Genomic DNA, 21,967 nt, shown 5'->3' on the forward strand with positions numbered 1-21,967 from the left:
GCTCTCCCCACAAAAATTTTTGCTTCGGCAGAAATTGAAAATTCCAATAGCAAAAAACAAACTTCAAAAAAAAGTTTTGTTTCAAGCTTTGGAATCGTTCATATAGGTATTGAACACCAGTTGACTGAATTCTTCAATCAATTTCGGCTTCTTCCGGGGGTTGTAATTTGATTTTTTTTATTGGAACTCATTCAAAAAAATGCGGGAGTAGCTCAGTTGGTAGAGCGTCAGCCTTCCAAGCTGAATGTCGCCAGTTCGAACCTGGTCTCCCGCTCAAAAATTCCTGCGAAGGCAGGAATCTCTTCTTTCATTATAATACAATCAAAAAAAGATTGTTTTTGAGAGAATAGGAAATTAAAAACTTTACGCCGGTGTAGCTCAGGGGTAGAGCGTTTCCTTGGTAAGGAAGAGGTCACGAGTTCAAATCTCGTCATTGGCTCTATATTTTAAAGAGTATAAAAACAGAATACACTAATATTATTATATAACTAAGATTAAAATTATTTAAAAAACATGGCAAAGGCAACTTTCGATCGTTCAAAACCACACTTAAATATTGGTACAATTGGACACGTAGATCACGGTAAAACAACTTTAACTGCTGCTATTACTAAAGTATTAGCTGATGCAGGTTTCTCAGAAGCGAGATCATTTGACCAAATTGATAACGCACCAGAAGAAAAAGAAAGAGGTATTACAATTAATACTTCACACGTAGAATATCAAACAGCAAATCGTCACTATGCACACGTTGACTGTCCAGGTCACGCGGATTACGTAAAAAACATGGTAACTGGTGCTGCACAAATGGATGGCGCTATTTTAGTAGTTGCTGCTACTGATGGACCTATGCCACAAACTCGTGAGCATATCTTATTGGGCCGTCAGGTAGGAATTCCTCGTATTGTTGTATTCATGAACAAAGTGGATATGGTTGATGACGAAGAATTACTTGAATTGGTAGATATGGAAATCAGAGACTTATTATCTTTCTATGAGTACGATGGAGATAATGGTCCGGTAATTTCTGGTTCTGCTTTAGGTGCACTTAACGGTGAGCAAAAATGGGTAGATACGGTATTGGAATTAATGAAAGCTTGTGATGAGTGGATTGAAGAGCCTGTGCGTGATATGGACAAGCCTTTCTTAATGCCTATTGAAGATGTATTCTCAATTACAGGTCGTGGTACTGTTGCAACAGGTCGTATTGAGACTGGTGTAGCTAACACAGGAGATCCAGTAGAGATTATTGGTATGGGTGCTGAGAAATTAACTTCTACCATTACAGGTATCGAAATGTTCCGTCAAATATTAGATAGAGGTGAAGCAGGAGATAACGCTGGTATCTTATTAAGAGGTATTGAGAAAACTCAAATCTCAAGAGGTATGGTAATTACTAAACCTGGTTCGGTAACTCCTCACGCTAAATTTAAAGCTGAGGTTTATATCCTTAAAAAAGAAGAGGGTGGACGTCACACACCATTCCACAACAACTACCGTCCACAGTTCTACGTACGTACAACTGACGTAACAGGAAACATTGCGCTTCCTGATGGAGTTGAAATGGTTATGCCTGGAGATAACTTAACTATTACTGTTGAATTAATTCAGCCTATCGCAATGAACGTAGGTTTGCGTTTCGCAATCCGTGAAGGTGGTAGAACAGTAGGTGCAGGTCAAGTAACTGAAATTTTAGACTAAATTAAAGTTTAATAAATATAGAGTCAAGGTATCACGCGTTAGCGTGATGCCTTTTGACTTATATTTACGGGTTTAGCTCAGTTGGTAGAGCACTGGTCTCCAAAACCAGGTGTCGGGAGTTCGAGTCTCTCAACCCGTGCAAAAGTAAACAAGACATGAGACGAGAAGTTTATCCTGAGCACAGTCGAAGGAAGTCTCTCAACCCGTGCAAATAAAGAATAAAAATAAATGGCTGGAATTGTAAATTATATAAAGGAATCATTTGGAGAGCTAAAAAACAATGTGACATGGCCTACTTGGGCAGAAGCACAGAGTTTAACCGTTTTGGTTGCTGTATTTTCAATTATATTCTCTCTTGCAATATGGGGGGTTGATACAGTTTTCAGCAAAGTCATAACATTTTACTTTGATTGGATTAAATAACGTAACGTTAAAAGAAAAATTTATGTCTGAAGTAAGTGAGAAAAAATGGTACGTTGTTAGGGCTGTAAGTGGTCAGGAAAACAAAATCAAAACCTATATCGAAAACGAAATTGCTCGATTGGGGTTACAAGATTATGTGGATCAAGTATTGGTGCCTACCGAAAGAGTTGTTCAAATACGGAACGGAAAGAAAATTCATAAAGAAAAAGTTTTTTTTCCAGGATATATTATGATTCAAGCAAATTTAACGGGAGAAGTACCACATATAATTAGATCGGTTACTAACGTAATTGGTTTTTTAGGTGAAACCAAAGGAGGAGACCCTGTGCCGTTAAGACAATCTGAAGTAAACAGGATGTTGGGTAGAGTTGATGAATTGGCCGTAGAAGAAAGCGCCAATGTAGCCATACCTTTTACAAAAGGGGAAACGGTTAAAGTTATCGACGGACCTTTCAATGGATTTGATGGAACGATTGAGAAGATAAATGAAGAAAAGCGCAAACTTGAAGTTATGGTTAAAATTTTCGGAAGAAAAACGCCATTGGAGTTAAGTTATATGCAAGTTGAAAAAGTATAATTAGTGTTACATTAAGATAGATGGGTCTTTCGCTTCCAAAAGAGAGATAACATCAAAATTAAATTATTAAAAATGGCAAAAGAATTAGGTAAAGTAGTTAAGTTACAAGTTCGGGGAGGTGCTGCGAATCCATCGCCACCGGTTGGACCCGCTTTAGGAGCTGCAGGTGTTAACATCATGGAGTTCTGTAAGCAATTCAATGCCAGAACCCAAGATAAGCCAGGTAAAGTATTACCGGTGGTTATATCTGTTTACAAAGACAAATCATTCGACTTTGTAATTAAAACTCCACCAGCAGCCGTCCAGTTAATGGAAGCGGCAAAGGTGAAGAAGGGGTCTGGAGAGCCAAACCGAAAAAAAGTAGCTAAAGTATCTTGGGATCAGGTTAAAACCATCGCAGAAGACAAAATGGTAGATTTAAACGCATTTACAACAGAGTCGGCTATGAAAATGGTTGCTGGAACAGCAAGATCGATGGGAATAACCGTAACAGGAAAATTTCCTTCTTAATCTATTAAAGACATTAGAAAATGGCAAGATTAACAAAAAAGCAAAAAGAGGCTTTAGCAAAAATTGAAAAAGGAAAACTTTATTCTGTTGATGAAGCATCAGCATTGATTAAAGATATTACCAATACAAAATTTGACGCATCAGTTGATTTGGCAGTACGTTTAGGAGTAGATCCTCGTAAAGCCAACCAAATGGTTCGTGGTGTGGTTTCGTTACCGCACGGTACTGGTAAAGACATGAAAGTATTAGCATTAGTAACACCAGACAAAGAAGCCGAAGCTAAAGAAGCTGGAGCAGATTACGTAGGTTTAGACGAGTATCTTGATAAAATCAAGAGCGGTTGGACAGACGTTGATGTTATTATAACTATGCCAAGTGTTATGGGTAAATTGGGTCCTTTAGGACGTGTATTAGGTCCTCGTGGTTTAATGCCCAACCCAAAAACAGGTACGGTAACCATGGATGTTGCAAAGGCAGTTAGCGAAGTAAAAGCTGGTAAAATTGACTTTAAAGTTGATAAAACCGGTATTGTACACGCCGCTATTGGCAAAGCATCATTTAGTGCTGATAAAATTGCGGGTAACGCAAATGAATTATTAACAACATTAATAAAACTAAAACCGACAACCGCTAAAGGCGTTTACGTAAAAAGCATATTTATGTCTTCTACAATGAGCCCAAGTTTAGCGATTGATCCTAAAATTGGTTAATTAAGTTAAAACTTTAAATTATGACAAGAGAAGAAAAATCACAAGTAATTGAGGAATTAACTGCAGAATTAGCTAACAATACAAATATCTATTTAACAGATATTTCAGGATTAAATGCTGGGGCTACCTCAAATTTGCGTCGTGCTGCTTATAAGGCAAACGTGCAAATGGCAGTTGTTAAAAATACATTACTTGAAAAAGCAATGCAAGCTTCAGAAAAAGACTTTGGAGACCTTGCAACGGTTTTAAAAGGAAATACATCGGTGATGTATTCTGAAACAGGTAATGCACCAGCTAAGTTAATTAAAAACTTCCGTAAAAAATCAGAAAAACCTTTATTAAAAGGCGCATTTATTGAAGAAGCAGTTTATTTGGGTGACGATCAACTGGATATGTTGGTTGATATTAAATCTAAAGAAGAATTAATTGGAGAAATTGTAGGTTTATTACAATCTCCTGCTAAAAATGTTATTTCTGCACTTAAATCGGGTGGAGGAACCATTGCTGGTATTATTAAAACACTATCTGAAAAAGAAGGATAGTATTAACAAGTACGCACTTATTACAAATATATTATTATCACAAAATTATTAAAACGATAGAAAAATGGCAGATTTAAAAGAATTCGCAGAACAATTAGTTAACCTTACTGTAAAAGAAGTAAACGAGTTAGCAACTATATTAAAAGATGAGTATGGTATCGAGCCTGCTGCTGCTGCTGCAGTTGCTGTTGCCGGTCCTGCTGCAGGTGGTGAAGCTGAAGAAGCTCAAACTGAATTTGATGTAATCCTTAAAGCCGCTGGTGGTTCTAAATTAGCAGTTGTAAAATTAGTTAAAGAATTAACTGGTTTAGGATTAAAAGAAGCTAAAGGTTTAGTTGACGATGCTCCATCTCCAATTAAAGAGGCAGTTACCAAAGACGAAGCTGAAGCATTAAAAGCACAGTTAGAAGAAGCAGGAGCTGAGGTTGAGCTTAAGTAAGCCTACCATCCCAAAAACACAAAGGTTTAGGTCTGAAGCATGCGCTATCAGACCTAGACCATTTTGCGTATAATGGCATTATACCAAATAAAACTCAAAACAACATACAAATAATCGAATTGTTTATTGTTGTTTAATCAGCGTTTTAACACGCTTTCACTATTTATTTTTAATCATAATTCCGTCCATTGATGTTATCAACACAAGCTGAAAGATTAAATTTCTCGTCTATTGTAAATAGAACAGAATACCCAGATTTCTTGGATATTCAGATAAAATCCTTCCAGGATTTTTTCCAATTAGAAACTAAATCAGAAGAAAGAGGTGATGAAGGTCTTTACAACACCTTTATGGAAAACTTTCCAATCACAGATTCACGTAATCAATTTGTTTTAGAGTTTTTAGATTACTTTGTAGATCCACCAAGATATGCTATAGAAGAGTGTATTGAAAGAGGTCTTACATACAGCGTTCCACTAAAGGCAAGGTTAAAATTATATTGTACAGATCCTGAACATGAGGATTTCGAGACCATTGTTCAAGATGTGTATTTAGGAACCATACCTTACATGACACCTTCCGGTACGTTTTGTATTAATGGTGCCGAACGTGTGGTAGTATCTCAACTGCATAGATCTCCGGGGGTATTCTTTGGACAATCATTCCATGCCAATGGAACAAAATTATATTCTGCAAGGGTTATTCCTTTTAAAGGCTCTTGGATAGAATTTGCTACAGATATCAATCAAGTGATGTACGCTTACATTGATAGAAAGAAAAAATTACCGGTAACAACGCTTTTTAGAGCTATTGGCTTTGAGCGCGATAAAGACATTTTAGAGATTTTCGATCTTGCTGAAGAAGTTAAAGTATCAAAATCCGGATTAAAAAAATATTTAGGACGAAAGCTTGCGGCACGTGTTCTTAACACATGGCATGAGGATTTTGTTGATGAAGACACAGGAGAAGTAGTATCTATCGAGCGTAACGAAATTGTGCTAGATCGTGATACGGTACTTGATAAAGAAAATATTGAAGAAATTCTTGAAGCTGAAGTAAAAACGATTCTTTTACACAAAGAAACTTCAGAGCAAGGTGATTATGCCATTATTCATAACACGCTTCAAAAAGATCCAACAAACTCTGAGAAGGAGGCTGTTGAGCATATCTATAGACAATTGCGTAATGCGGAGCCGCCAGATGAGGAAACCGCAAGAGGCATTATTGATAAATTATTCTTCTCAGACCAACGTTACTCTTTAGGTGAGGTTGGCCGTTACAGAATGAACAAAAAATTAGGTCTTGATATTGGCATGGATAAGCAAGTGCTTACCAAAGAAGATATCATCACCATTATAAAATATTTAATCGAGCTTATCAACTCTAAAGCAGAGATTGATGATATTGATCACTTATCAAACCGTCGTGTACGTACGGTTGGTGAGCAATTATCTCAACAATTTGGTGTTGGTTTAGCACGTATGGCACGTACTATTCGTGAGCGAATGAACGTTCGTGATAACGAGGTGTTTACACCAATAGATTTGATTAATGCCAAGACTTTATCGTCTGTAATTAACTCTTTCTTTGGTACCAATCAGCTTTCGCAATTCATGGACCAAACCAATCCTCTTGCAGAAATTACGCATAAGCGTCGTTTATCTGCCTTAGGACCTGGAGGTTTATCTCGTGAAAGAGCAGGATTCGAGGTTCGTGATGTACACTATACACACTACGGAAGACTTTGTCCGATTGAAACACCAGAGGGACCAAACATTGGTTTAATCTCTTCACTTTCAGTGTATGCTAAAGTGAATTCTATGGGGTTCATTGAAACGCCTTACAGAAAAGTTACAGATGGTGTTGTAGATATCAAAAACGAGCCAAGGTATTTAAGTGCTGAAGAAGAAGAAGAAAAATTAATCGCTCAGGCAACTGTTGAAGTTGATGATAACGGTAAAATTTTACACGAGAAGGTTATTGCCAGAATGGAAGGCGATTTCCCAGTAATTGATCCGGCAGCTTTACATTATACCGATGTAGCACCAAATCAAATATCCTCTATTTCGGCGTCTTTGATTCCGTTCTTAGAGCATGATGATGCGAACAGAGCCTTGATGGGATCAAACATGATGCGTCAAGCAGTGCCACTTTTACGAGTAGATGCACCAATTGTAGGTACCGGTTTAGAGCGTCAAGTTGCTTCAGATTCTCGTGTATTAATTAATGCAGAAGGCAATGGCGTAGTACTTTATGTTGATGCCAACGAGATTAAAATTCAGTACGAGCGTACCGAAGATGAGGCTAAAGTAAGTTTTGATAGCGATATTAAAACCTACGAATTGGTAAAATTCAGAAAAACAAACCAAGGAACGTCTATCAACTTAAAACCAATCGTGGTTAAGGGCGATAAAGTTACCAAAGGTCAGGTTTTATGTGAAGGTTATGCGACTCAAAAAGGAGAATTAGCTTTAGGTAGAAATATGAAAGTGGCCTTTATGCCATGGAAAGGATACAACTTTGAGGATGCGATTGTAATTTCTGAAAAAGTGGTTCGTGAAGATATTTTCACATCTATTCATATCGATGAGTATTCATTAGAGGTTAGAGATACCAAATTAGGTAACGAAGAATTGACTAACGATATTCCTAACGTTTCGGAAGAAGCGACAAAAGATTTGGATGAACACGGAATGATTCGCGTTGGCGCCGAGGTTAAACCTGGCGATATCCTTATTGGTAAAATTACACCAAAAGGAGAATCAGACCCAACACCTGAAGAAAAATTATTACGTGCCATTTTTGGAGATAAAGCCGGGGATGTTAAAGATGCTTCTTTAAAAGCTTCACCATCATTAAACGGTGTTGTTATTGAAAAGAAATTGTTTGCAAGAGCCGTAAAAGATAAGCGTAAAAGAGCGCAGGATAAAGATGATATCTTACAATTGGAAGGTATTTACGATGCAAAATTCGATGCTTTAAAAGATGTATTGGTCGAAAAACTTTTCTCTATTGTAAATGGTAAAACGGCTCAAGGTATTTTTAACGATTTAGGTGAAGAGGTATTGCCAAAAGGTAAAAAATTCACACTTAAAATGTTAAATGCTGTTGATGATTATGCGCATTTAGTGTCAGGTAAATGGACCACGGATGAGCATACAAACAAACTTGTAGCAGATTTAATCCATAATTACAAAATAAAGGAAAACGATTTACAAGGTGCATTACGCCGCGAGAAGTTTACAATCTCTGTTGGTGATGAGTTACCTGCGGGAATCATTAAACTTGCTAAGGTTTATATTGCCAAAAAACGTAAGCTTAAAGTAGGTGATAAAATGGCGGGACGTCACGGTAACAAAGGTATCGTTGCACGTATCGTTCGTCAGGAAGATATGCCATTCTTAGAAGATGGAACGCCGGTTGATATTGTATTAAATCCACTTGGTGTACCGTCTCGTATGAATATCGGTCAGATTTATGAAACCGTTCTCGGATGGGCTGGCCAAAAACTAGGGCGTACTTTCGCAACACCAATTTTTGATGGAGCAACTATAGATCAAATTAACGAATTCACAGATGAAGCTGGAATTCCAAGATACGGGCATACCTATTTATACGATGGTGGAACAGGACAACGTTTCGATCAGCCAGCAACGGTTGGGGTGATTTATATGTTGAAACTTGGCCATATGGTTGACGATAAAATGCACGCGCGTTCTATCGGGCCTTACTCATTAATTACGCAACAGCCGCTTGGTGGTAAAGCACAATTTGGTGGTCAGCGTTTTGGTGAGATGGAAGTTTGGGCACTTGAAGCTTATGGCGCATCAAGTACCTTACGTGAAATTTTAACTGTAAAATCTGATGATGTTATTGGAAGAGCCAAAACTTACGAAGCTATTGTAAAAGGCGAACCCATGCCAGATCCAGGGTTACCGGAATCCTTCAACGTGCTTATGCATGAGCTGAAAGGTCTAGGTTTGGATATCAGATTAGAGGAGTAGTTAATTAATTAAAATCATTTCAACCATATATTATGGCAAGAAAACAAGATAAACATACAGTAAAGAGATTTAATAAAATCTCCATTGGTTTAGCATCACCAGAATCTATTTTAGCAGAATCTAGAGGTGAGGTTTTAAAACCAGAAACTATCAATTATCGAACTCACAAACCAGAACGTGATGGTTTGTTCTGTGAGCGTATTTTTGGCCCTGTAAAGGATTACGAATGTGCTTGTGGTAAATATAAAAGAATCCGTTATAAAGGTATTGTTTGCGACCGTTGTGGTGTAGAAGTTACAGAAAAGAAAGTGCGTAGAGATCGCGTAGGACACATCAACCTTGTTGTGCCTGTTGCCCATATCTGGTACTTCCGTTCGTTACCAAACAAAATAGGTTACTTACTTGGTTTGCCGTCTAAGAAATTAGATATGATTATTTACTACGAACGTTATGTAGTAATTCAACCAGGTAATGCTAAAAATGAAGAAGGTGAGCCATTGCAAAAATTGGATTTCCTTACTGAAGAAGAATACCTAAACATTTTAGAAACACTTCCTCAAGATAATCAATATTTAGATGACGACGACCCAAATAAGTTTTTGGCTAAAATGGGAGCGGAGTGTTTAATTGAATTATTAGCAAGAATCGATTTACAAGCGCTGTCTTACGAATTGCGTCATAAAGCCAATACAGAAACGTCTAAACAACGTAAAACTGAAGCTTTAAAACGTTTACAAGTGGTTGAAGCCTTACGTGAATCTAACAATAACAGGGAAAATCGTCCGGAGTGGATGATTATGAAGGTTGTGCCAATCATACCGCCAGAATTACGTCCTTTAGTGCCGTTAGATGGTGGTCGTTTCGCAACGTCCGATTTAAATGATTTATACCGTCGTGTGATTATCCGTAACAACCGTCTTAAAAGATTGGTTGAGATAAAAGCACCAGAGGTGATTTTACGTAACGAAAAACGTATGTTACAAGAATCTGTCGATTCATTGTTTGATAACACACGTAAATCGTCTGCAGTAAAAACGGATTCCAACAGACCATTAAAATCGTTATCCGATTCACTTAAAGGTAAGCAAGGGCGTTTCCGTCAAAACTTACTTGGTAAGCGTGTTGATTATTCGGCGCGTTCGGTAATTGTTGTTGGACCGGAATTGAGGTTGTTCGAATGTGGTATTCCAAAAAATATGGCAGCCGAATTATACAAACCTTTCGTAATTAGAAAATTAATTGAAAGAGGTATTGTAAAAACCGTAAAATCTGCAAAGAAAATTATAGATAAAAGAGAGCCTGTGGTTTGGGATATTTTAGAGAATGTTTTAAAAGGACATCCAGTACTTTTAAATCGTGCTCCTACCTTACACAGACTTGGTATACAAGCATTTCAACCTAAGCTTATTGAAGGTAAAGCGATTCAGTTACACCCATTAGTGTGTACGGCGTTTAATGCCGATTTTGATGGTGACCAGATGGCGGTGCATTTACCACTTGGGCCAGAAGCTATTTTAGAGTGCCAGTTATTAATGTTGGCATCTCACAATATCTTAAACCCAGCAAATGGTTCGCCAGTAACGGTACCTTCTCAAGATATGGTACTTGGTCTTTATTATATGACCAAGTTGCGTGAGTCTACGCCAGAAATGCCAGTAAAAGGTGAAGGATTGACTTTTTATTCTCCAGAAGAAGTGGTAATAGCTTTTAACGAGAAAAGAGTGGATTTAAATGCAGGTATTAAAGTAAGAACAATCGATCTTAATGAAGACGGCAAACTTGATAAAATGATTGTTGAAACCACGGTGGGTCGTGTGTTGTTTAATCAACACGTACCACAAGCGGCTGGATACATCAATCAGGTATTGACTAAAAAATCGTTAAGGGATATAATTGGAAAAATTCTTAAAGTAACCTCCGTTCCTGAAACGGCTGATTTCTTAGATGCAATTAGAACTTTAGGATTCAAATTTGCATTCCAAGGTGGATTATCATTCAGTTTAGGTGATATTATCATTCCGCCGGAAAAGCAAGGTATGATTGATAAAGCCAATGGTTTAGTTGATGGTATTACGGGTAACTATAACATGGGGCTTATTACCAATAACGAACGTTACAACCAAGTTATTGATATTTGGACGTCAACAAATGCGGAATTGACCGAGTTGTCGATGAAGCGTATCCGAGAAGACCAACAAGGGTTTAACTCGGTATTTATGATGCTTGATTCTGGAGCTCGTGGATCTAAAGAACAGATTCGTCAGCTTACCGGTATGCGTGGATTAATGGCGAAACCTAAAAAATCGAATGCTGGTGGAGGTGAAATTATCGAAAACCCGATTCTTTCTAACTTTAAAGAAGGACTTTCAATTTTAGAATACTTTATCTCAACCCACGGTGCACGTAAAGGTCTTGCAGATACGGCTCTTAAAACGGCCGATGCTGGATACTTAACACGTCGTTTGGTAGATGTTTCACAAGATGTGATTATCAATACTGAAGATTGTGGTACGTTAAGAGGTGTTGAAGTTGAGCCATTAAAGAAGAATGATGAGGTTGTTGAAACTTTAGAAGAAAGAATTGTTGGCCGTGTATCTTTAAACGATGTATATAATCCTTTAACAGATGAGTTGTTGGTTGCTGCCGGCGAACTTATTGATGACGATATCGCAAAAGCTATTGAAGCCTCACCAATTGATGCTGTCGAAGTACGTTCGGCATTAAGCTGTGAAGCCTTAAAAGGAATTTGTGCCAAATGTTACGGTCGTAATTTAGCGACAGGTAAAATGGTACAACGTGGCGAAGCTGTTGGTGTTGTTGCTGCACAATCTATTGGAGAACCTGGAACCCAGTTAACATTGCGTACGTTCCACGTGGGTGGTATTGCCGGTAACATTTCAGAGGATAATAAATTGGCTGTTAAGTTTAACGGTATTGCCGAAATAGAAGATTTAAAAACCGTAAAAGGTAAAGATAGCGAAGGTAATGATGTAGATATTGTAATCTCGCGTACATCCGAACTTAAATTAACAGATAAGAAAACGGGTATTGTTTTAAGTACCAACAACATCCCTTATGGTTCTACCATTTATGTTAAAAATGGTCAAGAGCTAAGTAAAGGCGATGTGGTTTGTCAATGGGATCCATACAACGGTGTTATTATTTCAGAATTTGCTGGTAAAGTAAAATATGAAAACATCGAGCAAGGGGTAACCTATCAGGTAGAAATTGATGAACAAACCGGTTTCCAAGAAAAAGTAATTTCAGAATCTAGAAACAAAAAACTAATACCAACGCTTCATATTGAAGATGGTAAAGGTGAAATTATTCGTTCTTATAACTTACCTGTTGGAGCGCATTTAATGATTGACGACGGAGAAAAGATTATTATCGGTAAGGTATTGGTTAAAATTCCTCGTAAATCTGCAAAAGCGGGTGATATTACAGGAGGTTTACCACGTGTAACCGAGTTGTTCGAAGCACGTAACCCTTCAAATCCAGCAGTAGTTAGTGCTATTGATGGTGTGGTATCTTTCGGAAAAATTAAGCGTGGTAATCGTGAGATTATTGTAGAATCGAAATCGGGCGATATTAAGAAATACTTAGTAAAATTATCTAATCAAATCCTTGTACAGGAAAACGATTATGTAAAAGCGGGTATGCCTTTATCTGATGGTTCTATTACACCAAACGATATTTTAAATATCAAAGGACCATCGGCCGTACAACAATACTTAGTAAACGAAGTACAGGAAGTATATCGTTTGCAAGGTGTGAAAATTAACGATAAGCACTTCGAGGTTGTTGTTCGTCAAATGATGCGTAAAGTACGTATTATTGATTCTGGAGATACTATTTTCTTAGAAGATCAATTGGCTCATAAAGCAGATTTCATTCAAGAAAACGATGAAATTTTCGGAATGAAAGTGATTGAAGACGCAGGTGATTCAACAAACTTAAAAGCGGGACAAATTATTTCGCCTCGCGAATTAAGAGATGAAAACTCCATTTTACGTCGAGAAGATAAAAATCTTGTAGTTGCAAGAGATGCGCAGCCAGCAACGGCTACGCCAATATTGCAAGGTATTACAAGAGCATCGCTTCAAACAAAATCATTTATTTCTGCGGCATCCTTCCAAGAAACCACAAAGGTTCTTAACGAAGCAGCCGTAGCAGGTAAAGTTGATACTTTAGAAGGACTTAAAGAAAATGTAATTGTTGGACATAGAATTCCAGCAGGTACAGGTATGCGTAACTATACGGATATTATTGTAGGTTCTAAAGAAGAATTTGATGAAATGATGCAAGTAAAAAAAGAATTGAATTACAACTAATATTTGTCATTCCCGCGAAGGCGGGAATCTCATAAATAAGAGTTCTATGATAAATAGAAACTAACAAAAAGCCTTCATGTAAATAAACTTGGAGGCTTTTTATATTCTAAATACTAATATTATGGCAGAAGAAAAAGATAAACAAAAACAGGGGCAGATAAATATTGAATTGGATGAAACGGTTGCCGAAGGGATTTATTCCAACTTGGCAATCATCAATCACTCCGTATCAGAGTTTGTAATAGACTTTGTAAAAATCATGCCCGGGGTGCCTAAAAGTAAGGTGAAATCCAGAATTATTTTAACGCCTCAGCACGCCAAACGTCTGCTAAAAGCTTTAAATGATAATGTTTCTAGGTTTGAAAATGCACACGGCGAAATTAAAGATTATGAGCAACCACCCATACCATTAAATTTTGGGCCTACGGGTCAAGCGTAAACAAGAAGAGCCTTTGTTCCATTGATGGAGTTCAAAGGCTTTTTTTATAGCATATAACTTTAATGATTTCTTTCATTTACCATTTAGGGTATGCTTAGCCACTTTAAAGGTTTTTCCAGCAACATCTGCCAACCAGCCCAAATGGGCTTTGGGGTCCTTGCTCAATTCTATTAAAATATCTTTCGATGTTTTGGCAAATTGGCTTCCGTCTTTAACAAACTGTGCGGGCTGGTTAGCCCTATTTAAAATGTATGAATTGGCATCGATACCAGCTTGCATGGCAATTTTTAATATAAATTCGGCACGTAAAGCTTTGTACGATGGGTAGGTGCCTTCAAAAATACCGGCAATGGTACCCGCAAATTTAGGGTCTTCTTTACACCGTGCTATAAGAATTTTTAGAAAAGACATCCACAAAGGGCTCAAGGTTTTGTTTCTTCCAAATTGCACCAGTAAATTAGACAAGGCAAAATCGTATTCCAATTCACTTTCAATTTTTGTTTGATAACCCGCCATCGCAGCATAAGAAAAGTCGTTTTGTTCTGAGCATTTTTTAATTTCTACTGAGGCCCATCGAGCACTTAAAACCGCATATTGAATACCATCGCCACTAAGCGGATTAATTAATCCGGCAGCCTCACCGATAAGCATCGCTCTATGTGAAATAATTGGGTTTTGCGAGTTGTAAAAAGTAATGGGCCACCCCTGGATTTTTTCAATGGCTTTTCCTTTTCCTAAGCGTTTTTTTAAGTCTGGATTACTTTCAATGAAGTTTGAAAAACACTTTCGAACTTCCGAAGCTTGTTGCGGGCATGTTTTAAAAACCATGGCCATTCCAACATTGGCGCCATTCTCTCCCTTTGGGAAAAGCCAATAAATCCCTGGGAAATTTTCTTTGCTAAAGTAAACGTCTACGCGGTTTTTTGGGCCGTTTACATTTTTGAAATACGAGCGTAATCCCAATAATTGATAAGCCGGGTCTGGCATGTTGCCTCGCAGTTTTCGTCCGACTAACGATCGACTCCCATCGGCACCGACAATTAGTTTTGATATGATTTCCTTTTCAGAAGCTCCTTTTTTATAGGTGGTAACCACTTTGTGGGCACTAACCTTGAAATCGACAACACGGGCGTTTTCTATAAATTGGGCACCAGCAGATTTTGCCGCTTTATAAACCATATAATCCAGTTCAATTCGAGGGATAATACGCGCATGAAAGGGCAATGTTTCGGGTTTTTCCAACTGAATAAAGGTTTGGTCTTTATTCAAAAAGAGACCCACTTTTTCAATAGAATTGGCCTTTTTGAAAGCCTCGGTTTGGGTAATTCCAATATCATGAAGCTCTTTTAACGCAATAGGGCTTACGCCATCACCACAAACCTTGTCTCTTGGAAAACGCTCAGCTTCAACCACAATGGTTTTAATATTCATTTTTGATAAGTGATGTGCTAAAGCACTTCCGGCAGGTCCACCGCCTACAATAAGCACGTCACAATCAAAATCTATTTTTGGTCGAATTTGTATCATCCTTAATAATCTCTATTTATCATATACATAATGATGGTTTCTAAAAAAGCTTTATCCTCTGAATCTTTCAAGTGCGAAAAATGGGTGTAAAACTCCTTTAGAGCCGCTCCTGCCAAATATTGACTGGTTTTTTTTGCATGGTCAATGGATTTATATTGATGCATGAGATCAAGAATTTGTTTAGCATCGGCCAGATCTCTGCCCAACATAGGCGTACCCAAATAACCTTTGATAAAATGGCGTTCTTCGGAAGTACATTCCGAAAGTAAATGTATCAGCATCAAGGTGCGTTTTCCTTCAATAATATCCCCGCCAATTTCTTTACCATAAGCGCTTTCTTCCCCGATCAAGTTGAGAATATCGTCTTGGATTTGAAATGCAGCGCCCATAAAATATCCCAATCTATTAAAGGAATCGGGGTTTAATACACCATTACTGCCAATTAGCGCACCAATGCGAATGGGTTGAATACAAGTGTACCAACAAGTTTTTTTAAGTATCATACGCAGATAATCCTTCTCGGTGAGATCGCAGCGATTGTCTTGTCGCCAACCGAGTTCCAAGGCTTGACCTTCAGCCGATTCAGTAATGAGATGATACACCTCTAAAAAAATGCGTTGCGCAAGTTTATCACCCAAAAGTTCTTTGTTTCGCCAAAGCGGATAAAGGCTCAACGCATTCATCATGTCGCCAACGTTAATGGCTATTGCCCGACTATGAGCGCTGTGCATGGTGGGTTTATTGCGCCGATAGGCACTTTCATCTTCCACATCGTCATGGATAAGAAAAGCGTTGTGAAGCATTTCTAAAGTCACTGCTGTAAATTTTGCTTGGTGTAATTGACCACCATGAGCCTTACAGCTTGCAATGCACAACCCGGGTCTGAACCCTTTGCCTCCTCGGTTGGGATAGTCTAAAATAAGGTTGTATAAATAATACTTGGGTTCTTTTTCGGGCACAAATGCATGAATACCACGAAGCGTTTCAGCGCCGTAGTATTTCAATTTTGATTTCATTTGTGGCACATCCATACGGTGATATTTTAGCGGTTAGTTGGTTATGTTTTAATACGTCATTCGATGACTTTTATAGCAATAAGAACACGAATTTGCGGGTTGTTAATGCAGGTAATAAAAGCATTGTAATCACCCGGAACGGCATTTTTAGGAAGTTTTATGGTTATACTTATATCCTTTTCCTCTTTGGGTTTGAGTTGTGTTTTTTTAGGTTGTATGATTATAGAACGAAGACTGATTTTTTGATTTCCGCTACCAATAAAATCGGATTTTCTAAATGCGATGGTCTTGGGGTCACTAGCGGTATCTTCATACATAATTAGGTTGAGAGTAACGGATTCTCCCGGTTTCATCGGGTTTTCAGGTTCTAGTACGATAACGTCTGGACTTGGTTTTTTTGATGCTGCTTTTGGTTTTGTTTTTTGCTTGCTTTGATTTTCCTTTTCGTTCTTCAGCGTTTCAATAACCTCATTCATTTGGGCGGTAATGGCGGCAAATCCGTCTATGACCAAATCCAGCACTTCATGGGAATCACGCCGGATTCGATTCATTAAGGCATCAGGGTCGCTCCTAATTTCATCTACGTCAATGAGTTTTTTTTCAATTTTTTTAGCCGCTAAAATACCCGCAGCTATTTCTTCTTCTAAAACATTTACTGCGGAATTCACAATACTTTGTGCTTTGTTCATCACGCGGTCAGAATCAATCCAAGGTTCACCTTCGCGATTTTTACCTTTGCTGGAACCTTGCTTATTTTTTGGATTGTCTTTTTGTTTTGGCATGGGCTGATTTTGTTAAAAAAGGTTCTACGGTAAGCTGGATTCTAAAAAAAGAAGGTTCAAATCCTATTACGGTTACATCACTAAAATAGGTATCGGGAGGCGTGTTTTTAGGAACTTGAACACTAATTTTAACCGTGCTTGATTCATCGGGCTCCTGGGTAAATTTTTGTGGTTTGAACGTGGTTTTTATCGAAGGGAATTCGGCATCATTTTCATTGACGAAGTTAGAGTTTACCAATTCGCAATGGGCCACTTCGGTTTTCGTATTTTCTAAAATAAACTCCAACGCAGCTTTAGAACCGGCATTCACATGGGCCGTGAGCACAAACGCAGGTTCGGCTTCGGGTGTCGTTTCTGGTGCTGTTTTTTTCAACATCGTGTCCAGCATTCCAAATCCAAGTGCCATGGCGTTGTTGTAGTATTCTAAATTTAGTTTTGCAAATGCATTAAAAGCTTTGCTGTACTGCTCGGGTTTAAAAACAAAAAGATTATTGGGCTTGTTTGGTTGTTTGCTCCACTCGTTAAATACCCTGAACCCTTGTTCGATATACTTTTTATTGAGCTCCAGAGTATGTTTGAACAATTTCTCTAAAAGTTGCTTGTCATTTGTTTCAGCCATGCCTTTTTAGATTTTAACTTCGGGTCGTTGCGCGTTCTTTTGGTTCGCAGTAGAAATGCGATTTCCAACTCTGCCATTTTAATTTGAATTTTTTCTCTTCGTATGGCGTAACAATAGGCGCGCTGTGGTCTCCAACGGAAACGGTTAAACAAATATTTTGATTGTACTCCTTTTCACGAAGTACGATTTCTGCCGTATAAACACCGTCTTTAAAATTTACTAGGTCGAGACTTATAAGTACGCGTTCAGATGTGTTTGGTTGCAGCGACACACTATTTTTATTGAGCAGAGGTTGTGCTGTTGCAAGTTTACCGTCTTGATCTTTTAATTCGCGAGCCCCAATTTTATAGGTTTTGGGCTTTTGGCAATTGTTTTTTACAACAAAAGGTATGATTATGCGCTCTCCAGCCATGGCTTTTCTGTTAATAGAGGCAATACAATGCGGCGGGCATTTTTCTTTTGGGGCACAGCAATCGTCAGAATTTAAAATAGCTTTGATGGGGTCGAGGGCATTTTTCCCAAGTTGCCCTATTTGCTTGTTGACTTGTGTGTTGTTGCCCAACACATTTTCCAACATGGTACCATAAAATTGCATGGACATATCGGACAGTGTTTGTATGTTTTCCATAACAGAATCGCTGAACACATTGGAGTTGAGTTTCTTGTTTTCCATGTTTTCTAAGTATTTTTAGTTTGTTGATGCGACTTAATAGCAAAAGAGAGCTCTTTATCCCAAAACCTAACGTTTAAATCGTAATCATTCTCAGCATTGGTCTCTTTTGGCATAACAAATGAAAAGTTAACGAGCCGCTGTTTTCCGGGTTTGATAATATCGCCTGCTTCGGTAATTTTGGAATTCGCCCAATTGGGTAACTGCTCTTTTATGTGTTCGGTAACTTTGTCCATTGTATCATTAAAACCCTTGACTTTATCATCTCTAAATCCTTTTCCGAAAGCGCGACATAGCATGTCCATATCCAAAGCGGCCGCATGTTTGGCATTGGGAATTTGAAAATCGAGATTACCTAAATTGGTTACCGTAAAACTTACACTGTGTTTGGTACCCGGACTAGTGTTTTGAAGGGTAAATTCACTAGGTTGAACGGATATGTTTATCGAAGGCTGTACGACCAGCTGTATGTTTCGTTTTTTATTGCCTATTTCAATATAATGGTGGTAGGTTCCCGGTGGTGTTTCAGGTGGAAGGGCAAGCGACAACGATTGCAACCGGCTTTCTCCCGCCCGTAGTTTGGTGTTGACAAGAAGCGGAATGGTGTTGAGGTTTTTAGTGTTTTTAACCTTTGCGGGTTTTAGGTTTAAATGCCGCACCCGAGCCTTGGTTTCATTTTGATTATGTAACCGCACGGTTCCACTTAATCTTTTAGGAGTGCCATTTAAAACAATGGTATCGTCTCCAAAATCTATTTTTTCCATTAAGGAATTTGGCACTTTAGTTTCCATGTTTTATGTTTTTATGTTATCCCCAGTGTAGTCTTGTCTTGGTTTTGGAAAAGGGCGCACGTCGGGCTCGCAACAATCATCCTCACACAATTCGGCAGATGTTGGCACATAAGGCTCCGTAATAATCTGGCCTTCTCCACTGGTACAAATACTAAAAAACTCGACCCCAAGCATTTTAAAGCATATATTGGAATAGTTTGGGATGCGCACCCGATGTTTCATAAGGTCTTTAATATCTTGAAGGGTAAAACGTGGTAAGTTGAGAATTTCAACCTTATTGTCGGTAGCAACGGGTTCCGAGCTGTCGCCGGTAAGTTTTAAGGTGTTTGTGGTGTTTAAGCTTCCGCTGATTTTATTTTCAACACTTCCGGAAAGCTGCGTTTCTATTTTTCCGGAATGTTTGGCATCCATACCGCCAGATAATTCGGTATCAACATCAAAAGTGCGATCGGGGTGTAATACGTGATGATAATCGGTGGGTATTTTGGGCGTGCTCATGTGTTAGGAAATTTAAGATTAGCCCATTAAAGGTAATAAAAAAACTTGAAAGCCCAAGACGTAAATGTCTAAAATTTAGAACGTTGGGTCTTAAAAGTGGTGTAATAAAAGTGTGTAAAACAGATAAATTACACACATTAATCCTTAAAAACCAACCAAAAAAACAGAATCGTGCCTTTAAGAGATATAAAAGACCGTCCTTTTTTAAATCTGAATTGGCTTTTACGTTAACCGAACTTCCACCTTTGTTTTATGGCAAAAAAGAATTCGAAGAAACAGGTACCCTTAAGCAACCTCTTTCTTTAAATGAAATTGTAAAGCACCAGAAGGGCAGCGCTTTATTTGGTTTATGATTCGTTCGGTTTCTGAGCCTTCTAAATTAATCCAAGGGATAACTGAAGTTCTAAACACATCGGATAATCCTTTTGCACATTTTTCGGCATGAATGCAAACACATGGTTCGTAGGTTACCATAATGTCATTATTACTGTATTCGTTTTTGTAAGATTCCATAGATTTTCACGTTTTGGGTTATGAATTTCTAATAATTATTTTCTGAAGAGGGAATCGCTAAAATATTAAATTCTCGGAATGGATACGCTAATTTTATCAATATAAGAATAAAATCAAAAAATATTCGTTGATTTGTTAAAATTCAGAGGTAAAATGAAATTTTATATTTGGATATTTTTGTTGTGTCATCTGTAATGAAAAAGCCGAATCTGCTAAAAACACCAATTGATTTTGCTTGTCTTTAGCCAAAAAACGCTGTTTTATACGAACAAATTCTTTGTATTCGTCGCTATTCGAATTTTTGGGATCTACCCAACAGGCTTTAAAAACGTTTAAGTTTTCGTAGGTACATTTTGCCCCGTATTCGTGTTCTAATCTGTATTGTATCACCTCGTATTGCAGGGCGCCTACGGTACCAATTACCTTTCGTCCGTTAAGTTCCAAAGTAAATAATTGCGCTACACCTTCGTCCATTAATTGATCAATACCTTTATAAAGCTGTTTTGATTTTAAGGGGTCGGCGTTGTTGATGTACCTAAAATGCTCGGGCGAAAAACTTGGAACACCTTTGTAATTAATGCTTTCGCCTTCGGTTAAAGTGTCTCCAATTTTAAAATTTCCTGTGTCGTGCAAGCCAACAATATCACCGGGATAAGAGACATCGACAATTTCTTTTTTCTCAGCGAAAAAGGCATTCGGACTGGAAAACTTCATTTTTTTGTTATTCCTAACGTGCAAATAAGGTTTGTTTCGTTCAAATTTACCCGATACAATTTTAATAAAGGCCAAACGGTCGCGATGGTTGGGATCCATGTTGGCGTGAATTTTAAAAACAAAACCAGAAAACTGCTTTTCGTCAGGTTTTACTAAGCGTTCTTCACTTTGTTTGGGTCTTGGTTTTGGCGCTATTTCAACAAAACAATCCAATAGTTCGCGTACTCCAAAATTATTTAAAGCCGAACCAAAGAATACGGGTTGAAGGCTTCCTTGTAAATATTCGTCTTTATCAAAATCAGGGTAAATGCCTTCAACCAATTCAATTTCTTCACGCAACGTATTGGCGGCTTTTTCGCCTACCAAAGTATCTAATTCAGCAGAGGACAAATCTGAAATCTCTACCGTTTCTTCAATATCTTTTCTGCTATCGCCGCTAAACAAATTAACGTTTTTCTCCCAAATATTGTATATGCCTTTAAAATCGTATCCCATTCCAATTGGAAAACTTAAAGGCACTACCCGTAATCCCAGTTTTTGTTCAATTTCATCTAAAAGGTCAAACGCATCTTTTCCTTCTCTATCCATTTTATTGATAAACACAATCATGGGGATGTTGCGCATGCGGCAGACTTCAACCAGTTTTTCGGTTTGCTCTTCAACACCCTTAGCCACATCAATAACCACAATTACACTATCAACGGCGGTAAGTGTTCTAAAAGTATCTTCGGCAAAATCCTTGTGCCCAGGCGTATCAAGAATATTGATTTTAATCCCATTATATTCAAACGCTAAAACCGAGGTAGCCACAGAAATCCCACGCTGGCGTTCAATCTCCATGAAATCACTCGTGGCGCCTTTTTTGATTTTGTTGCTTTTTACGGCGCCTGCTTCTTGAATGGCACCACCAAAAAGCAGTAATTTTTCTGTTAGTGTGGTTTTACCCGCATCAGGATGCGAAATAATTCCAAAGGTGCGTCTGCGCTGTATTTCTTTTAAAAAACTCATAGAATATATAAATGGGTGCAAATATACTATGAGTTCTATTAATAGTAACAATAAAAATAATCGAAATACGGCTCTTTTTATTTTTATGATAAGATTAATGTCTTTTAAAAAATTACTTGGTATTTTTGTAAAACAATGAAATGAGCGATA

The 21,967-nt window shown here is 38.0% G+C and carries 19 protein-coding genes and 3 tRNA genes; 13 read left to right on the forward strand and 9 right to left on the reverse strand.

Annotation, left to right across the window (positions count from 1 at the left end):
• The first annotated feature begins 201 nt into the window (after positions 1–201).
• The 13 genes from RNZ47_RS14175 (at position 202) to RNZ47_RS14235 (ending at position 13,679) form a co-directional block, all read left to right on the forward strand.
• Positions 202–274 (forward strand) — tRNA-Gly (locus RNZ47_RS14175).
• Positions 275–367: 93 nt separating this feature from the next.
• A tRNA-Thr gene (locus tag RNZ47_RS14180) sits at positions 368–439 on the forward strand.
• 74 nt (positions 440–513) lie between these two features.
• The gene (gene tuf, locus RNZ47_RS14185) at positions 514–1,701 is read left to right on the forward strand and encodes an elongation factor Tu (protein WP_311941558.1); all 1,188 of its coding nucleotides are present in this window, start codon (positions 514–516) and stop codon (positions 1,699–1,701) included.
• Between the two features lie 66 nt (positions 1,702–1,767).
• A tRNA-Trp gene (locus RNZ47_RS14190) sits at positions 1,768–1,840 on the forward strand.
• Positions 1,841–1,929: 89 nt separating this feature from the next.
• Positions 1,930–2,124 carry a preprotein translocase subunit SecE gene (gene secE / locus RNZ47_RS14195; RefSeq protein ID WP_311941562.1) on the forward strand — a complete coding sequence of 65 codons (195 nt, stop codon included), beginning with the start codon at positions 1,930–1,932 and terminating at the stop codon, positions 2,122–2,124.
• A 22-nt stretch (positions 2,125–2,146) separates the two neighbouring features.
• Positions 2,147–2,701, forward strand: a complete 555-nt coding sequence (gene nusG, locus RNZ47_RS14200; protein WP_311941566.1) for a transcription termination/antitermination protein NusG — start codon at positions 2,147–2,149, stop codon at positions 2,699–2,701.
• A gap of 72 nt (positions 2,702–2,773) precedes the next feature.
• Positions 2,774–3,211, forward strand: a complete 438-nt coding sequence (gene rplK / locus RNZ47_RS14205) for a 50S ribosomal protein L11 (protein WP_034040671.1) — start codon at positions 2,774–2,776, stop codon at positions 3,209–3,211.
• Positions 3,212–3,231: 20 nt separating this feature from the next.
• Positions 3,232–3,921: a 50S ribosomal protein L1 gene (gene rplA, locus RNZ47_RS14210; protein ID WP_311941569.1), complete on the forward strand. Its 690-nt coding sequence runs from the start codon at positions 3,232–3,234 to the stop codon at positions 3,919–3,921.
• Between the two features lie 20 nt (positions 3,922–3,941).
• Positions 3,942–4,463, forward strand: a complete 522-nt coding sequence (rplJ, locus tag RNZ47_RS14215; protein WP_311941573.1) for a 50S ribosomal protein L10 — start codon at positions 3,942–3,944, stop codon at positions 4,461–4,463.
• 64 nt (positions 4,464–4,527) lie between these two features.
• Positions 4,528–4,902 (forward strand): 50S ribosomal protein L7/L12, encoded by a 375-nt coding sequence (rplL, locus tag RNZ47_RS14220; protein ID WP_311941576.1) that lies wholly within the window; start codon positions 4,528–4,530, stop codon positions 4,900–4,902.
• A gap of 191 nt (positions 4,903–5,093) precedes the next feature.
• Positions 5,094–8,906 (forward strand): DNA-directed RNA polymerase subunit beta, encoded by a 3,813-nt coding sequence (rpoB, locus tag RNZ47_RS14225; RefSeq protein WP_311941580.1) that lies wholly within the window; start codon positions 5,094–5,096, stop codon positions 8,904–8,906.
• Between the two features lie 32 nt (positions 8,907–8,938).
• A complete protein-coding gene (gene rpoC / locus RNZ47_RS14230; RefSeq protein WP_311941585.1) occupies positions 8,939–13,240 on the forward strand; it encodes a DNA-directed RNA polymerase subunit beta' in 4,302 nt (1,433 codons plus the stop codon).
• Between the two features lie 121 nt (positions 13,241–13,361).
• Entirely contained in the window at positions 13,362–13,679 is a 318-nt protein-coding gene (locus tag RNZ47_RS14235; RefSeq protein ID WP_311941588.1) for a DUF3467 domain-containing protein, read from the forward strand.
• A 72-nt stretch (positions 13,680–13,751) separates the two neighbouring features.
• Here the strand turns inward: RNZ47_RS14235 and RNZ47_RS14240 are convergent, their stop codons facing one another.
• From RNZ47_RS14240 to RNZ47_RS14280, 9 genes are all read right to left on the reverse strand, one after another.
• A complete protein-coding gene (locus RNZ47_RS14240) occupies positions 13,752–15,206 on the reverse strand; it encodes a geranylgeranyl reductase family protein (protein ID WP_311941592.1) in 1,455 nt (484 codons plus the stop codon).
• Between the two features lie 2 nt (positions 15,207–15,208).
• Positions 15,209–16,237 carry a polyprenyl synthetase family protein gene (locus RNZ47_RS14245; RefSeq protein WP_311941596.1) on the reverse strand — a complete coding sequence of 343 codons (1,029 nt, stop codon included), beginning with the start codon at positions 16,235–16,237 and terminating at the stop codon, positions 15,209–15,211.
• A gap of 41 nt (positions 16,238–16,278) precedes the next feature.
• Complete coding sequence (locus tag RNZ47_RS14250) at positions 16,279–17,004, reverse strand: hypothetical protein (RefSeq protein WP_311941600.1); 726 nt, start codon at positions 17,002–17,004, stop codon at positions 16,279–16,281.
• On the reverse strand, positions 16,973–17,623 hold the full coding sequence (locus tag RNZ47_RS14255) for a COG1470 family protein (protein WP_311941604.1): 651 nt from the start codon (positions 17,621–17,623) through the stop codon (positions 16,973–16,975). The genes RNZ47_RS14250 and RNZ47_RS14255 overlap by 32 nt, the downstream gene beginning before the upstream one ends.
• Before the next feature lie 13 nt (positions 17,624–17,636).
• The gene (locus tag RNZ47_RS14260; protein WP_311941606.1) at positions 17,637–18,296 is read right to left on the reverse strand and encodes a hypothetical protein; all 660 of its coding nucleotides are present in this window, start codon (positions 18,294–18,296) and stop codon (positions 17,637–17,639) included.
• A gap of 5 nt (positions 18,297–18,301) precedes the next feature.
• Positions 18,302–19,084 carry a COG1470 family protein gene (locus tag RNZ47_RS14265; protein WP_311941610.1) on the reverse strand — a complete coding sequence of 261 codons (783 nt, stop codon included), beginning with the start codon at positions 19,082–19,084 and terminating at the stop codon, positions 18,302–18,304.
• A gap of 3 nt (positions 19,085–19,087) precedes the next feature.
• On the reverse strand, positions 19,088–19,582 hold the full coding sequence (locus tag RNZ47_RS14270; protein WP_311941615.1) for a hypothetical protein: 495 nt from the start codon (positions 19,580–19,582) through the stop codon (positions 19,088–19,090).
• Positions 19,583–19,867: 285 nt separating this feature from the next.
• Positions 19,868–20,095 carry a (4Fe-4S)-binding protein gene (locus tag RNZ47_RS14275; protein WP_311941617.1) on the reverse strand — a complete coding sequence of 76 codons (228 nt, stop codon included), beginning with the start codon at positions 20,093–20,095 and terminating at the stop codon, positions 19,868–19,870.
• Between the two features lie 135 nt (positions 20,096–20,230).
• Positions 20,231–21,817, reverse strand: coding sequence for a peptide chain release factor 3 (locus RNZ47_RS14280; RefSeq protein ID WP_311941621.1), 1,587 nt, complete (start codon positions 21,815–21,817; stop codon positions 20,231–20,233).
• Positions 21,818–21,967 lie beyond the last annotated feature (150 nt).

It is taken from the genome of Hwangdonia seohaensis, assembly GCF_031932625.1.
GTDB classification, from domain to species: domain Bacteria; phylum Bacteroidota; class Bacteroidia; order Flavobacteriales; family Flavobacteriaceae; genus Hwangdonia; species Hwangdonia seohaensis.